Origin of the sequence: Siansivirga zeaxanthinifaciens CC-SAMT-1, from assembly GCF_000941055.1 — a bacterium.
Classification (GTDB): domain Bacteria; phylum Bacteroidota; class Bacteroidia; order Flavobacteriales; family Flavobacteriaceae; genus Siansivirga; species Siansivirga zeaxanthinifaciens.
In genome coordinates this window covers 1,130,144-1,145,095 of the sequence record NZ_CP007202.1, presented here as the reverse complement: position 1 = coordinate 1,145,095, position 14,952 = coordinate 1,130,144, and the positions used below count along the sequence as shown (strand labels likewise).

General features: G+C 33.2%; 13 protein-coding genes. 11 read left to right on the top strand and 2 right to left on the bottom strand.

Annotated elements, in window-relative coordinates:
- Positions 1 to 2 precede the first annotated feature (2 nt).
- On the bottom strand, positions 3 to 1,943 hold the full coding sequence (locus tag AW14_RS05130; RefSeq protein ID WP_044637845.1) for a YgiQ family radical SAM protein: 1,941 nt from the start codon (positions 1,941 to 1,943) through the stop codon (positions 3 to 5).
- Positions 1,944 to 2,340: 397 nt separating this feature from the next.
- Between AW14_RS05130 and rplM the strand changes: the two genes are divergently transcribed.
- The 11 genes from rplM (at position 2,341) to AW14_RS05075 (ending at position 14,248) form a co-directional block, all read left to right on the top strand.
- Positions 2,341 to 2,796: a 50S ribosomal protein L13 gene (rplM, locus tag AW14_RS05125; RefSeq protein WP_044637844.1), complete on the top strand. Its 456-nt coding sequence runs from the start codon at positions 2,341 to 2,343 to the stop codon at positions 2,794 to 2,796.
- Positions 2,796 to 3,182: a 30S ribosomal protein S9 gene (gene rpsI / locus AW14_RS05120; RefSeq protein ID WP_044637843.1), complete on the top strand. Its 387-nt coding sequence runs from the start codon at positions 2,796 to 2,798 to the stop codon at positions 3,180 to 3,182. Before rplM ends, rpsI begins: the two co-directional genes overlap by 1 nt.
- 160 nt (positions 3,183 to 3,342) lie before the next feature.
- On the top strand, positions 3,343 to 4,113 hold the full coding sequence (gene rpsB, locus AW14_RS05115; RefSeq protein ID WP_044637842.1) for a 30S ribosomal protein S2: 771 nt from the start codon (positions 3,343 to 3,345) through the stop codon (positions 4,111 to 4,113).
- An 87-nt stretch (positions 4,114 to 4,200) separates the two neighbouring features.
- Positions 4,201 to 5,175 carry a translation elongation factor Ts gene (gene tsf, locus AW14_RS05110; RefSeq protein WP_044637841.1) on the top strand — a complete coding sequence of 325 codons (975 nt, stop codon included), beginning with the start codon at positions 4,201 to 4,203 and terminating at the stop codon, positions 5,173 to 5,175.
- Between the two features lie 277 nt (positions 5,176 to 5,452).
- Complete coding sequence (gene pyrH / locus AW14_RS05105; protein ID WP_044637840.1) at positions 5,453 to 6,160, top strand: UMP kinase; 708 nt, start codon at positions 5,453 to 5,455, stop codon at positions 6,158 to 6,160.
- 43 nt (positions 6,161 to 6,203) lie between these two features.
- Positions 6,204 to 6,761: a ribosome recycling factor gene (gene frr / locus AW14_RS05100; protein WP_044637839.1), complete on the top strand. Its 558-nt coding sequence runs from the start codon at positions 6,204 to 6,206 to the stop codon at positions 6,759 to 6,761.
- Positions 6,762 to 6,813: 52 nt separating this feature from the next.
- Positions 6,814 to 8,085 (top strand): hypothetical protein, encoded by a 1,272-nt coding sequence (locus AW14_RS05095; protein WP_044637838.1) that lies wholly within the window; start codon positions 6,814 to 6,816, stop codon positions 8,083 to 8,085.
- Positions 8,086 to 8,132: 47 nt separating this feature from the next.
- Positions 8,133 to 10,532, top strand: coding sequence for an efflux RND transporter permease subunit (locus tag AW14_RS05090; RefSeq protein ID WP_044637837.1), 2,400 nt, complete (start codon positions 8,133 to 8,135; stop codon positions 10,530 to 10,532).
- Positions 10,533 to 10,693: 161 nt separating this feature from the next.
- Positions 10,694 to 12,127, top strand: coding sequence for an asparagine--tRNA ligase (gene asnS, locus AW14_RS05085; protein WP_044637836.1), 1,434 nt, complete (start codon positions 10,694 to 10,696; stop codon positions 12,125 to 12,127).
- A 52-nt stretch (positions 12,128 to 12,179) separates the two neighbouring features.
- Positions 12,180 to 13,640 carry an RNA polymerase factor sigma-54 gene (gene rpoN, locus AW14_RS05080; RefSeq protein WP_044637835.1) on the top strand — a complete coding sequence of 487 codons (1,461 nt, stop codon included), beginning with the start codon at positions 12,180 to 12,182 and terminating at the stop codon, positions 13,638 to 13,640.
- Entirely contained in the window at positions 13,637 to 14,248 is a 612-nt protein-coding gene (locus tag AW14_RS05075) for a hypothetical protein (protein ID WP_044637834.1), read from the top strand. The genes rpoN and AW14_RS05075 overlap by 4 nt, the downstream gene beginning before the upstream one ends.
- Here AW14_RS05075 and AW14_RS05070 read toward each other — a convergent pair whose 3' ends face one another.
- Complete coding sequence (locus tag AW14_RS05070; RefSeq protein ID WP_044637833.1) at positions 14,249 to 14,944, bottom strand: porin family protein; 696 nt, start codon at positions 14,942 to 14,944, stop codon at positions 14,249 to 14,251.
- Positions 14,945 to 14,952 lie beyond the last annotated feature (8 nt).

Here is a 14,952-nt window from a genome sequence, read left to right as displayed (position 1 = left end):
AATTACTTTTTCTTTGGTTTAAACTTAGCCTTATTTTTTCGTTGATTAAACGGCACAGCATCATCAAACGTATGTTTTGTTTTACCTGGTTTGTTTTTACGCCATGAATCGTTTTCAGGCAATAAAACTTTTAGTAAATCGTGACGCCCTAATTTATTTAAGGTATTTTTTATCCAAGCTTTGTTTTCGTCTTTATACCAAAAGAAAAAACGGTGTTGCTCGTCTTTTTCCTTTCGGGTTTTTGGTGTTTTTACCTTTTTTAGTGTGTATGGATGATAGCCACTATAATAAATTACGGTAGCAACCGTCATAGGTGTTGGTGTAAACCCTTGCACTTGCTCCAACTGGAAGCCCATGTCTTTAGTTTCGGCAGCTAGATTAGCCATATCTTCGACCTCGCAAGCAGGATGATTGGAAATAAAATATGGAATTAACTGTAAATTCAGTTTATTCTTAATATTGATTTTATCAAATCGCTCTTTAAACTTATGGAAGTAACTAAACGATGGTTTTCGCATTAATTTCAATACAGGATCACTGGTGTGTTCGGGTGCCACTTTAAGTCTGCCAGACACATGTTTGGTCATGACTTCTTCGGTGTAATCATCTAGCTCTTTTGGATCGGCATTCCTGTTGAATTCAGGCACCAACATATCATGTCGAATACCACTTCCAATAAACGATTTTTTTACTTTAGGATGACTATCAACTGCTTGATACAATTCCGTTAACGGTTTATGCGAGGTATCTAAATTGCTACAAATTACGGGCGATATACAACTAGGAGCGACACACTTATCGCAAATAGACTGTATTTTACCTTTCATTTTATACATATTCGCACTTGGCCCACCAATATCACTTAAATAGCCTTTAAAATCGGGCATATTAGCAACGGTATCAACCTCTCGCAAAATAGATTCTTTACTACGCGAGGCAATAAACTTTCCTTGATGTGCCGAAATAGTACAAAAGCTACAACCACCAAAACAACCACGATGGATGTTTATGGAAAACTTAATCATTTCAAACGCAGGTATGGGTCCGCGTTTGTTGTATTTTGGATGCGGTAAACGCGTGTATGGTAAATCGAAAGAGGCATCAATTTCTTCTTCGGTCATGGTGGGATACGGTGGATTTATCATCAACATCTTATCACCCACACGCTGAAAAATACGTCGTGCTGCTAACTTATTAGACTCCTGCTCTATAATTTTAAAGTTTGAAGCGTAAGCCTTTTTATCTTTTAAACAAACTTCGTGCGATGCTATTTCAACATCTTCCCAGTTTTTATTTTTTGGTATTTCTTCACCTTTATTTAAAAGTACAGCTGTTTGGTTTACTGTATTAATACTTTTAAATGGTACACCTTTTTCTAATAAACGTATAATTTCACGCAAAGGCTGCTCTCCCATACCGTACACCAACATATCAGCTTTAGAAGATTCTAAAATAGTTGGCATAAGTTTATCACTCCAATAATCGTAATGGGTAACACGACGAAGTGAGCCTTCAATACCACCAATTAAAACTGGTGTATCTGGCCATTTTTCTTTTAAAATATTGCTGTAAACAGTAGATGCATAATCGGGTCTAAACCCAATTTCACCATTGGGTGTATAGGCATCTTTATCACGTCGCTTTTTATTAGCATTATAATTGCTAATCATAGGATCCATACAACCACCGGTAACTCCAAAAAACAAACGGGGTTTTCCAAGCTTAACAAAATCCTGTAAATTATCGTTAACATTGGGCTGCGGAACAATGGCTACTCTCAAGCCAAAACTTTCTAACAAACGACCAATAACCGCCGGTCCAAAGGTTGGATGGTCTACATAGGCATCGCCACTAAATAAGATAACATCTAGTTCTTGCCAACCGCGTATTTTCACCTCTTTGTTTGTGGTAGGTAACCAATCTGAAAGTTTTAATTCTTGCATAGCAGTGCAAAAATAGTTAAAAAAAGATTCGCAACAATTTAAATTAACGGATTCTAAAGAGTTTAACCTGCTAATATGGGCTTTTTTAATTCTCTAAACCTCAATATTGTACATTAATATGATTGTGAGACAAATGAGATCCTTTAATTGAAAATAAAAAACTAATAAATAGCATTAAAAATGATAAGATAAGATGAATTAATTGTGATTTAAGGCGTGACTTACAGGGTAAAAACCGCCAAAAAGACTAAAAAAAGCCCTAAAATTTGAAGCTAACTAAAAGATATTAACAGAGTTATTAAAAATTAATTCGTGACTATTTGGTAATCAAACAGATTATCGTACATTTGCAAACTCTTTTTAAGAGAGGAATGTTTAATAAAAAATAATTAATAACGTGGACACATTAAGCTACAAAACGATTTCAGCTAACAAAGCTACTGCAGATAAGCAGTGGGTAGTAGTTGACGCTGAAGGTCAATCTTTGGGCCGTTTAGCCTCTAAAGTTGCAATACTTTTAAGAGGGAAACACAAGCCTAGCTTCACACCACACGTTGATTGTGGAGATAACGTAATTGTTATAAACTCTGAAAAAATCAACTTAACTGGTAACAAATGGAACGATAAAACGTACATTCGTCACACTGGTTACCCAGGTGGTCAAAGAAGTTTAACTGCTACCGAAATGTTTGGAAAAGATCCAGCTAGGTTAGTAGAAAAATCAGTAAAAGGAATGTTACCTAAAAACAAATTAGGTGCTGCATTATTCCGTAATTTAAACGTTGTTGTTGGTTCAGAGCACACACATGCTGCACAAAAACCAACTGCAATTAACTTAAACGAATTCAAGTAATGGAAGTAATTCACAAAATTGGTCGTCGTAAGACCGCAGTTGCTCGTGTTTATGTTGCTCCAGGAAAAGGTAACATCACAGTAAACAAAAAAGAATTAAACACTTACTTTCCAACATCAACTTTACAATATAAAGTTAACCAACCATTAGTAATGACTAATAACGATGGTAACTTTGATATTACAGTTAATGTTATAGGTGGTGGTATTACTGGTCAAGCTGAAGCTGTTCGTTTAGCTATCTCTCGTGCTATGTGCGAAGTAGATGCAGAAAACAGACTTACACTTAAACCAGAAGGTTTGTTAACAAGAGATCCAAGAATGGTAGAGCGTAAAAAATTCGGTCAGAAAAAAGCGCGTAAGAAATTCCAATTCTCTAAACGTTAATATTATTGCTAAATATTTTAGCACAAAAGAAAAAATTAAACTAGTTATTGTTGTCCTAGTCCAAAAGACAGGATTTAGTTTAGCATCTAAATGGTTAAGGCGATTTAAAACAAAGACCACTTAATCATTGCTAATTCAACAGAACGTAAACTATTACAAAATGGCAGTAGAAGTAAAAGAATTACTTGAAGCAGGTGTACACTTTGGACACCTTACTCGTAAGTGGGACCCAAACATGGCTCCTTACGTATATATGGAGCGTAATGGTATCCATATTATAAACTTATATAAAACAGCGGCTAAAATTGATGAAGCAGGAGCAGCATTAGCTAAAATTGCAGCATCAGGTCGTAAAATTTTATTCGTTGCAACAAAAAAACAAGCAAAAGATATCGTAGCTGAAAAAGCTGGCGCTATTAACATGCCTTACATTACAGAAAGATGGCCAGGTGGTATGCTAACTAACTTCATCACTATTAGAAAAGCGGTTAAAAAAATGGCTTCTATCGATAGAATGAAGAAAGATGGTACTTTTATGACACTTTCTAAAAAAGAGCGTTTACAAGTAGATCGTTTAAGAGCTAAGTTAGAGAAAAACTTAGGTTCTATTAGCGATATGACGCGTTTACCAGGTGCTTTATTTGTTGTTGACATTAAGCGTGAGCATATCGCGATTAAAGAAGCTCAAAAATTAAACATTCCTATTTTCGCAATGGTAGATACCAACTCAGACCCACGTCAAGTTGATTATGTAATCCCTGCAAATGATGATGCTTCTAAATCTATCGATAAAATCTTAACTCACGTAACAGCTTCTATCGCTGCTGGTTTAGCAGAGAGAAAATCTGATAAAGATGTTGAAGATACTGAAGTAGTTGCAAAACCTAAAAAGGCAGCAGCTAAAAAAGTAACAGCAGACGAAGAAGAATAATTAACAATTATAAAATACAAATAAGTCGTTTAATTATTTTCTTTGCTTAAGAAATTATTTGAACGACTTTTTTAAATTAAAAAACTTATGGAATCTACAGTAAAAATTACAGCAGCAGAAGTTAATAAATTAAGACAAGCAACTGGTGCAGGAATGATGGATTGTAAAAAAGCTTTAGTTGAAGCTGGTGGTGATTTTGATAAAGCAATTGATGTACTTCGTAAAAAAGGACAAAAAGTAGCAGAAAAAAGAGCCGATAGAGACTCTTCTGAAGGTGCTGCTGTTGCTAAAGTAAATGCAGATAACACTTCGGGTGTTGCAATTGTTTTAGGTTGTGAAACTGACTTTGTTGGTAAAAACGAAAATTTCGTAAAATTAGCTAACGACTTAGCCGATTTAGCCTTAAACTTCGACACAAAAGAAGCCTTTTTAGCTGCAGATTTTGGTGGTATGACAGTTGCCGATAAATTAGTAGAACAAACAGGTGTTATTGGTGAAAAATTAGACATCACTGCTTTCGAAAAATTAGATGCACCTTATGTAGGTTACTATGTTCACATTAATAAAATTGCTGCTTTGGTTGGTTTATCTGCAAAAGTAGATAACGCTGAAACTTTAGTGAAAGATGTAGCTATGCAAGTAGCTTCTATGGGAGCTTCTACATTATCTTACAAAGATTTCGATCCTGCTTATATCGCTTCTGAAACTGAAGCTAGAATTGCAGTTATCGAGAAAGATAACGAAGAATTAGCACGTTTAGGTAAAACACTTAAAAATGTTCCTAAATACATTTCTATGGCGCAATTAACTCCAGAAGTTTTAGCGCAAGCTGAAGAAGATGCTAAAGCAGAATTAAAAGCTGAAGGTAAACCAGAACAAATCTGGGATAGAATTTTACCAGGTAAATTAGAGCGTTTTATTTCTGATAACACAACACTTGATCAAGAGAAATGTTTATTAGATCAAAACTTTATTAAAGACGAAAAAATAAATGTTGCTAAATATGTAGTATCTTATGGAGACGTTGTTATTACAGATTTCAAAAGAGCTTCTGTTGGATAGTCTATCGCTTTAAAAATAAATTATAAAACTAAAACCATTATACTTCTAGTATGATGGTTTTTTTATGTCGTAATTTCAATCTCCAAATTTAAATTGATATCCTTATTTTATCAAGGATGATTATTTTGATAAATTGGTCTTCGGTAAACAACAAAAAATTATGTAGTTTTGCTAAACTTTTAAAAGGAAACGTAACAATTAAATTTTGTTTAATTGAAATCTAATACTAATTTAAAATATACCCGCGTAAACCTTATAAAGTAATTCAAAAAAACACATGAAATATAAACGCATCCTACTAAAATTATCTGGTGAAGCCTTAATGGGAAATCGCCAATATGGAATAGATCCAGAACGCTTAGCTGAATACGCAAAAGACATTAAAACGATAACCGATAAAGGTGTTGAAGTTGCCATAGTAATTGGTGGTGGTAACATTTTTAGAGGCGTTTCTGGAGCTAGCAATGGCATGGATCGTGTTCAAGGAGACCACATGGGGATGCTGGCAACTGTAATAAACGGTTTAGCTTTACAAAGTGCCTTAGAAGATACTGGCATTCCAACCAGATTACAATCTGCTATAAAAATAAATGAAGTTGCAGAACCCTTTATTAGAAGAAGAGCAATGCGCCATCTAGAAAAAGGCCGTGTTGTTATTTTTGGTGGAGGCACTGGAAACCCTTACTTTACAACCGATTCGGCTGCTGTTTTAAGAGCCATTGAAATTGAAGCCGATGTTATTTTAAAAGGTACTCGTGTAGATGGTATTTACAATGCCGACCCAGAGAAAGATGATAAAGCAGTGAAATTTAATTTCATATCTTTCGAAGACGTTTTAAAGAAAGGCTTAAAAGTAATGGATACAACGGCCTTTACTTTAAGTCAAGAAAACGAACTACCTATCATTGTTTTTGATATGAATAAAAAAGGAAACTTACTTAAAGTAGTTTCTGGCGAAAATGTAGGTACAGAAGTGAATATTTAAAATTGGCTTAATTTTTGAGATATTTATTGAAAAAAAATAAAAAATGAACGAAGACATACAATTCATATTAGATAGCGCTAAAGAATCGATGGATAGTGCAATAAAGCATCTAGAAAAACAGTTTGTTAATATTAGAGCAGGAAAAGCTAGCCCAGCTATGCTTGGTAGTGTTTTAGTAAATTATTACGGTTCGCCAACGCCTTTAAGTCAAGTAGCTAACGTAAATACTCCCGATGGTAGAACCATTACGGTACAGCCATGGGAAAAAAATATGTTACAAGAAATTGAAAAAGGCATTATGATAGCTAATCTTGGTTTTAACCCAATGAATAATGGTGATACCATTATAATTAACGTACCGCCACTTACAGAAGAGCGTAGAAAAGATTTAGCAAAACAAGCTAAAGCTGCTGCCGAAGATGCTAAAATTGGCGTTCGAGCAGCTAGAAAAGATGCTAACAACGAGATAAAAAAATCGGATGATGTATCTGAAGATTTAAAGAAAAATGCAGAGATTGATGTACAAAATATGACCGACAGGTACGTCAAAAAAATTGATGACCTTTTTGAAAATAAAGAAAAGGAAATCATGACAGTATAATTAAAAAGCGACTTCAAGTCGCTTTTTTAACCTTTATATCTATGCGCAATTTATGCTAAAATATGTTCTTTTATTTTTACTTGTAATTCATTTTGGCATAGCCCATGCGCAAGTTTCATACGCCCAACCTTCGCTAAAATTCCAAGATTCAATTAAAAAGAATGAGTTAAAAAAAAGCATTGGTAACGGTTATATTCCTACTAGATATTTCAATTTCGATTTAAGATATTTAATAAAATATAATCAATATGAAGGCATACGTTCTGGAATTGGAGGTATAACTAATGATGCCTTTTCAGAAAAATATAAAATTAATAGTTACGGCGTATATGGTTTTTTAGACCATCGTTTTAAATATAATGTTGGTGGTAGCTTACGCCTTTCTGAAGCTTCAAATTCCTGGCTTAGTTTAAATTATACCGATGATTTACAAGAATCTGGTAGTACTAAATTTTTAACAGACAAACGCTTCTTTCAATTTTTCGAACCCCGATTATTAAACATTAGTCTATTTCATAAACACATAACAAAAGCGTTAGGGATAGAACATAAAATATCGAACAGACTAACTTCTGAAGCCGAATTTGCCATTAGTAATATAACCCCAACATACAATTATGGCTATGTTTTAGATGAAAAGGTGTTAAACTCATTCCATATTAGCACAGCCAAAATAGCGTTTCAATGGCAACCATTTTACAAGACAAAAACGCTAGAAAACAACACCATTGAAACGGTTAATGAATTCCCTAAAATTACAATTCAATACACCAAAAGTTTTAAAGATGTATTTAAAAGCGATTTTAATTTTTCAAAAATAGATTTTAGAACCATTCATCAAATAGGAGACTTTAATAAAGGCCTTACAGAGGTTACTTTAGTCGCCGGTATTACGGGTGGCAACGTACCACTAACGCATTTATACCATGCCTACCCTAATAATATTAATAAAGAAACCATTATGCAACGTTTCTCGGTTGCTGGTAATAATAGCTTTGAAACCATGTTTTTTAATGAATTCTTTTCAGATAAATTTACGACGCTTCAAATAAAACAATATCTAAAACCATTTCATATTTCAAATCAATTTAATCCTCAAATGGTTTTAATTACACGCTATGCTTTAGGGGATATAAGTCATCCAGAACAGCATCAAAATGTAACTTTTAGCTCACTCGAAAAAGGATACTCTGAATCTGGTTTTGAAATTAACAAACTGCTTTTTGGTTTCGGATTAAGTTTTACCTACAGATATGGTGCCTATCATCTTCCGGAATTTGGCGATAATGTGGCTTTTAAATTCACATTTAACTTGACTTTATAAGGTAATACGTTTGTTTTTTCTACCTTTGCCCAACTTTTATTTTAGGCATGTTAAAACTTTTAACCAAACACTTTTGGGATGTAGTAGCGAGACTTATTTTACGTAATAAAATTGTCATCCTTGTTGGCATCATTCTTATTACCGTTTTCTTTAGTACCAAGTGGAAAAACATGCGTTTCACCAACACCGAAGCGAATCTTTTACCAGACGATCACGAAGTAAATTTAGTTTATAATAATTTTTTAAAGGTTTTTGGTGAAGAAGGTAATTTAATTGTACTCGGAGTTAAAGATTCTACGTTACTAACTGTTAAGAATTTAAACGCTTGGAATAACCTTGCTCAAACGTTTAAAAAATATCCTGAGGTAGAAACTGTTGTTTCAATAAAAGATCTTCAAAAACTGGTAAAGGACACTAAAAACGAAAAGTTTAAACTAGAACCCTTCATTAAAGATTCTATCAAATCATTTTCTGAAATAGAAATATTAGAGAATGATTTATTTAACAAATACCCTTTTTACGATAACTTCCTGTTTAATAAGAGTTCAAAAACCTTTCGAACGGCGATCTACTTAAAAAAGGATATTGTAAATACTCAAGCAAGAAAACTTTTTATTCAAAATAATTTAGTTCCAATAATTGAAGACTTTGAAACAAAAACCAACTTAGATATTCACGTTTCGGGAATGCCATACATTAGAACGCTTAATTCTCAAAACATTGTAGATGAAATTGGGCTGTTTGTAGGCGCTGCGTTATTAATAACCTCACTAATCTTCTTTTTCTTTTTTCGATCGTTTAGAGCGACACTTATCTCGCTGTTGGTTGTGTGTATAGGTGTTATGTGGACGCTAGGAATTCTTGGGCTTTTAAATTATGAAATAACCGTATTAACTGCGCTTATCCCACCACTAATTATTGTAATTGGAATTCCAAATTGTATTTTCCTTATAAATAAATACCAGCACGAAGTTAAATTACATGGAAATAAGGTAAAATCGCTGCAACGTGTTATAACTAAAGTTGGAAACGCAACTTTAATGACAAATGTAACTACAGCCTGTGGTTTTGCAACTTTTATTCTTACCGAAAGTAAACTTTTAAAAGAATTTGGCGTCGTAGCTTCCTTAAGTATTTTAGCAATATTTTTACTTTGTCTTTTAATAATTCCAATTATTTACACCTTTTTACCTTATCCTAAAGACCGCCATTTAGAACACCTAAATAAACGATGGATTGGTGGTTTTGTTAATTGGATGGTTCAAATGGTAAAACATAATCGTATTGCTATTTATTCAACATCACTTATACTTTTAATTTTAAGTATTATAGGAATATATCAAATTAAAATTTCTGGAAGTCTTATTGAAGACATGCCAAAGAAAACGGAATTCTTTAAAGACATTCGTTTTTTTGAAAAAGAATTTAATGGCATCATGCCTTTAGAATTCATGATTGATACCAAGCGTAAAAATGGTGTTATGAAGCTTTCTACTTTAAAACGCATGGACGAGCTTCAAAATTTAATTACCGAAATACCCGAACTTTCAAAACCCATTTCGGTGGTAGATTTGGTTAAGTATTCTAAACAAGCATACTATAACGGTAATACGAAATTTTATCAATTACCAACGTCGCAAGAAAACAGCTTTATCTTATCGTATGCTAAAAACTCAAGTACGAAAGTCGATTTGCTAGATAACTTTGTTGATAGTACCGGTCGATATGCCAGAATTACAACTTTTATGAAAGATATTGGCACCGATAAAATGGAACGTATCGAAGAAGATATTCAAATGAAGGTTAATAAACTTTTCCCGAAAGATCGCTACGAAGTAACCATGACAGGAAAAGCTATTGTGTTTCAAAAAGGAACAACCTATTTGGTGAAAAACTTGGCTATTTCCCTATCATTAGCAATTATTTTAATTGCATTGTTTATGGCCTATATGTTTAGATCTGTAAAAATGATTGTTATTTCACTCATCCCTAATATTATTCCGCTTTTAGTAACTGCAGGTTTAATGGGGTATTTGGGAGTGCCTATAAAGCCTTCAACCATCCTGGTTTTTAGTATTGCTTTTGGTATTTCAGTAGATGACACGATACACTTTTTAGCAAAATACCGGCAAGAACTTCAGGCTAATAACTGGAAAATAAAAACATCGGTTTATGGGGCTTTAAAAGAAACGGGCGTGAGTATGTTTTACACTTCCATCGTACTTTTCTTTGGTTTCTCGGTGTTTACTATTTCAAGTTTTGGAGGTACCGTAGCATTAGGTGCTTTAGTTTCGGCAACATTACTTTTTGCAATGCTATCTAACTTACTTTTATTGCCATCTTTACTATTATCTTTAGAGCGCAGTATTGCTAATAAAGAGGTTTTAAAAGAACCATCGATAAATATTATTCCCGACGAGGATAATGACGACGATGATTTGATTTAAAATTTAAGATTTCTTTAAAAATTAGTTGGTTAATACCACGTAAGCTTTTTTTATATTTACATATTAAATAATAACTTGTTAAATTCTGATTACACTCGAATTTAAAAAAACAGGTGATTAAATAATTGATAACTAATAGCATTAAAAAAGCATAATAGCACATGAAATCAAAAACAGTTTCAGAATTATTAACACAAAATATAAGTCTTACAGAAGTTGAAATTAAAGGTTGGGTACGAACCTTTAGAGCCAATCGATTTATAGCTTTAAACGACGGCTCTACCATTAATAACATACAATGTGTTGTTGATTTTGAAAAATTTGACGAATCTCTCTTAAAAAAAATCAATACAGGCGCTGCAATTCATGTTATTGGAAACCTTGTTGAGAGTCAGGGAAAAGGGCAAAATGTAGAAATTCAGGTAACAGATTTGAAGGTTTTAGGAGAATCAGACCCTGAAACATATCCCATTCAACCCAAAAAACATTCCTTTGAATTTTTAAGAGAAAATGCCCATTTACGTACCCGTACAAATACGTTTAGTGCAGTAATGCGATTACGTTCTTCGTTATCGTTCGCTATTCATAAATATTTTAATGATAATGGCTTTTTCTACATGCATGCGCCTATAATTACTGGTAGCGATGCCGAAGGTGCTGGCGAAATGTTTCGCGTAACCAGTTTAGATGCTAAAAACCCGCCTTTAAACGATCAAGGCCATATAGATTATTCTAAAGATTTCTTCGGAAAGGAAACAAACTTAACCGTTTCAGGACAATTAGAAGCAGAAACCTATGCCATGTCTTTAGGTAAAGTATATACCTTCGGACCAACGTTTAGAGCCGAAAACTCCAATACTTCTCGACATTTAGCAGAATTTTGGATGATTGAACCCGAAGTCGCTTTCATGGATTTGGCGGGCAATATGGATTTAGCTGAAGACTTTCTAAAATTTGTAATATCATACATTCTTACAAACAATAAAGAAGATTTAGATTTTCTGGATAAACGTTTGCAAGACGAAGAAAAATCTAAACCTCAAGACCAGCGCAGTGACATGACTTTAAAGGAAAAATTAAGTTTTGTAACAGAAAACAACTTTAAACGCGTTAGTTATACGGAAGCCATCGATATTTTACGTGAAAGTAAACCAAACAAGAAAAAGAAATTTAAATATATAATTAACGAGTGGGGAGCAGATTTACAAAGTGAACACGAGCGCTACTTGGTAGAAAAACACTTTAAATGTCCTGTAATACTCTTCGATTATCCTGCAAACATTAAAGCCTTCTATATGCGTTTAAACGACGATGGAAAAACAGTTCGCGCCATGGATATTCTCTTTCCAGGAATTGGAGAAATTGTAGGTGGTGCACAACGCGAAGAACGTTTAGAGGTTTTAAAACAAAAAATGGCTGCCATTAATATTCCAGAAGAAGACCTTTGGTGGTACTTAGATTTGCGTAAATTTGGAACAGCCACACACGCTGGTTTCGGTTTAGGCTTCGAACGTCTGGTTATGTTTGTAACCGGAATGAGCAACATTAGAGATGTAATTCCATTTCCTAGAACGCCTCAAAATGCCGAATTTTAAATTATTAAATTAAAAAAGTAAACATTACTTTTATTTTTTATCAAAACATAATATGCTCAAGCAACATTTACAATTCAAACTATCTCAAAAACTATCGCCGCAACAAATTCAATTAATGAAATTGATACAATTGCCTACACAAGCATTTGAGCAAAGAATTAAGCAAGAGCTTGAAGAAAATCCTGCTTTAGAAGGTGGCAAGGAAGCTTTGGAAAGCGATTATGATTCTGATTTTGATAATACAAACGACGAGTACAACGATAGCGAATCTATTGGAAACGACGATATAAATGTAGATGAATATTTAAGTGATGATGAGATTCCCGATTATCGTACCCAAGCCAACAACTACAGTAGCGACGACGAAGAAAAATCGATGCCTTATGCTGCCGGAACCTCATTTACACAACATTTAATTACACAGCTAAACACCTATACTCTGGATGATGAAGACTATGAAATCGCAGAATTTCTAGTGGGGAGTATTGACGAAAGTGGCTACATTCGTAGGTCGTTAAGTGATATTATGGACGATTTAGCGTTTACACAAAACATATATACTACCGAAGAAAAAATAAATAAAATACTAAACATTGTCCATCAATTAGATCCTGCGGGGGTCGGTGCCAGAAATTTGCAAGAATGTTTAAGTATTCAATTGCATCGTAAAGAGAAAACACCCGATACAGAATTAGCCATAGATATCATCGATAACGCCTTCGAGCAGTTTACGAAGAAGCATTATAAAAAATTATTGCAAAAATTTGATGTTTCAGAGATACAACTTAAAGATGCTATTCATGAAATTGAACATTTAAACCCAAAGCCTGGAGGCTCTTTTTCGGGAAATAATAGAATTGTAGAACATGTTGTGCCAGATTTTGCAATTAGAATTATTGATGGTGAATTAGAACTTACCCTAAACGGTAGAAACGCACCAGAATTGCATGTTTCTCGTGGTTATAATGATATGTTAAATAGCTACAAAGAATCAAAAGAAAAATCGAAATCACAAAAAGATGCTGTCGCGTTTATTAAGCAAAAATTAGATGCAGCTAAATGGTTTATTGAAGCTATTAAACAACGCCAGCAAACACTTTTTATAACCATGAGTGCTATAATGAATTACCAGAAAGAATATTTTCTAACAGGTGACGAGCGCAACTTAAAACCCATGATATTAAAAGATATCGCCGATGAAATTTCTATGGATGTCTCTACAGTATCTCGTGTTGCTAATAGTAAATATGTAGATACACCATATGGCACTAAATTGATAAAAGATTTTTTCTCTGAATCCATGAAAAACGATCAAGGTGAAGATGTTTCTACTAAAGAAATAAAGAAAATATTAGAAACTGTTATAGAAGAAGAAAACAAAAAGAAACCGCTCACCGATGAGACTTTAGCTGCAATTTTAAAAGAAAAAGGATATCCTATTGCCCGACGTACGGTTGCAAAATACAGGGAACAATTAGATTTACCTGTGGCTCGTTTAAGAAAAAAAATATGATAGACCGTATTTTTAAAAGTATTTCACTCCTTTTTCATCCTTTATTTATTCCTGTATTTGGTGTAGCCATTTATTTCTGGAAAACACCTCGTTATATTTTGCCTAAAGAAATTATAATGGCGAAGCTCATTTCTTTGGTAATTCTAACCATTATTTTACCCATACTACTGTATTTTTTACTTAAAACTTTAGGGAAAGTTAAAACCATCAATTTAGAAAGCACCAACGAAAGACTAATACCTCTTGCCTTAAATTGTGTTGTAACATTAATTATTATAAAACGAATTATTACAGCTTCAGAATTTATAGAACTCTATTATTTTTTTCTTGGAATTCTGGTATCATCTCTAACTTGTTTAATATTAGCCATAGTAAAATTTAAGGCCAGTATTCATATGATTGCTATTTCGGGGTTGTTTATGTTTATAATAGATTTAAGCATTCATTTTGCTATAAACTTAAACAACATCATAGCTTTCAACTGCATTATTATGGGCGCTGTAGCTTCATCTAGATTGCATTTAAAAGCACATACCCCTAGAGAACTCATTATGGGCTTTTTTGTGGGTTTAATTCCGCAATTAATATTAGTGAATTATTGGCTTTAATTATAAGATGTAAAACATCAATCCAACCTTTAATATATTTATACCTATTGGATTTCCGTTAATAGTAGCACTGTCTTTGAATACGTTATTTAAGCCATAATATAAGTAAATATTCCAGGTGTTATAACCAAAACTAGCTGTTAAACCATATTTTAAGCGGTTAAAATCTTCAAGGTTATTAATATTAAAAGCACCGGAGTCACTTGAAAATTTATATTTATCGAGAATTATGTAACCTATTTTTACACCAGCATAAAATCGCCAAAAATTATAGCTCGTTGGAGTTGAAGAGCGCCATCTAAATTCAACAGGCAACTCCAATTCCTGGGTGATAAATTTATTTTTAGAAAAATTTATATTACTATCTAAAATAGAATAGCTGAAATTATTGTTGCCATTCTTTTCTATTAAAAGGTTGTTATTATAAGAATTTATAGAATACCCCAATCCAATTCCAATAGCTAGATTTCTATTTTCATTAATAGGCATATCCCTTATAAATCCGAAGTGAATACCAGATGACAAACCCGATTGTGATAAGCCTTCAGGTTTATTTCCTAAGATATTATATGTAACACCTATATAAAATTGGTCTTCCCTGTACAAAGAATCTACCACCGTATTTAAAGGTTCTTCTTGGCTAAAAGCAGATTTAAAAAACAGTAATAATAAAACTAAAATTAAGGACCTTTTCATTTAATAAG